The organism is Flavobacterium micromati (genome assembly GCF_900129585.1).
Classification (GTDB): Bacteria; Bacteroidota; Bacteroidia; order Flavobacteriales; family Flavobacteriaceae; genus Flavobacterium; species Flavobacterium micromati.
Genome location: NZ_FQWF01000031.1, coordinates 1 through 1,500, shown reverse-complemented (window position 1 = coordinate 1,500; position 1,500 = coordinate 1). Strand labels below are relative to the sequence as shown.

The window sequence follows — 1,500 nt, the reverse complement described above, 5'->3', positions numbered from 1 at the left end:
GGTCAGAAAGTAGTGGTTATAAATTCAAGAAATACCGTACACCAGACTGCAAAGAATGTCCAATGAAAGACCTTTGCACTAGTAGAACAGGGGGAAGGGAGATTGATCGCAGCCAATATGCTGATGCTGTTGAAGAAAACAACAAACGCTATCAAGAAAACCCACAGTTATACCGCACACGACAGGAAATTAATGAACACATCTTTGGCACTATTAAACGTCAATGGGGCTACAATCACACCAATTTAACAGGACTCGAAAAAGTAAATGGCGAACACAGTTTGATAATGTTAGTGTACAACATCAAACGCACGATGAATATTCTGGGAATTCCCGATTTAATTGATAAAATCCAGAAATGGAATGCAAAATACCCAACAAAAGGGTATGCCTTGATCATAGCGACCTTTTTTAAGCTCTACTGCGAGTTCAAAATTATCAGACAATTATTTCTATCTCTAAAAACCGACTCGCTTACAAGCGAGTTTTGTGCGAATAGAAAAGGCGTTATTGAATTAATTTGAGCAAAAGTGGGGTAAATTCACAGCCTGACGGTTTGCAGCTACCCGAAGGGCGGGACTTTTACCACAAAACTTCATTCGGAGAACTGAACTTTCGGCTTGCACAAATGTGTCTGCGAAGCACTAAACCCCGCCTTTTGGGTAGGTGCTGTTACCTGCTGGCGTTCTGTCCTTCGTTAATATTCGTCTTTCGATTTTCATTTCAAAAATCCTTCAACTGTTGTCCATTTTGGGTCTTCGTTTATTTCATAACCAAACCCACGAATTAGTCCTTCTTTGTTCGTCTGTGTCTGTAAATAGTTATGGACTTTTTCTGGGTCGTCAAGATAAATGTAAACATCTAAAAAAGTGTCGTTGAATAAGTGACCAATGTAATGTGCTGTTGTTATTTTTTGAATTTCAGCAAGTAGGTCGTCTTCAAGTTTATTTGCAATTGCACTTTCTTCATTTTTTGGAAGTCCGCTCTCAAATAAGTTGTCAAGGTCAAGCCCAATTGCAATTTTTAAACACCAAGGATATTTTGCTTTCTTGTCGTAAGTCTTATAAGCCATATTAAATGAGCCTATCACTGGTTTGTCTCCAATTTTTGCTTCTACTACTGAAAAGCTTTCTTTTGGAAATGTGTCACTACTTTCTGTTTGGTTTCTGTTGTTTTGTGCGCAACCAAATAGTGTTGTTAAAAATCCCATTGTCAATATTATTAAAGTTTTTAGTTTCATCTTTCTCGTTGTTGTGTCGTCCGCTACGCTTGCAGGTAACGTTTTGCTGCTTTGAGATGGCTGGAAGTTCGTAACCGCTCAATTTTCGGCTTAACGGAAACTTGATGCGAAACGATAATTCCACTAAGCTCCAGCTAACTCAAAACGGCTGTTGAACTAAACCTCCGGTAGTGTTTTGCCTGAAAATGTTAGTACTTTGTAAATATATATAAAACAAATTAAAATGATAAAAAAAAGAAGATGAAGTAGTTGTACCAACT

The 1,500-nt window shown here is 37.9% G+C and carries 2 protein-coding genes; one reads left to right on the top strand and one right to left on the bottom strand.

The annotated features are described in order from the left end of the window. On the top strand, window positions 1-524 hold a 524-nt coding region (locus BUB42_RS16010; protein ID WP_244533959.1), incomplete at its 5' end, for a transposase. Window positions 525-718: 194 nt separating this feature from the next. Here BUB42_RS16010 and BUB42_RS16000 read toward each other — a convergent pair. Continuing rightward, a complete protein-coding gene (locus tag BUB42_RS16000; protein WP_073022170.1) occupies window positions 719-1,240 on the bottom strand; it encodes a DUF695 domain-containing protein in 522 nt (173 codons plus the stop codon). Between the last annotated feature and the right edge of the window lie 260 nt (window positions 1,241-1,500).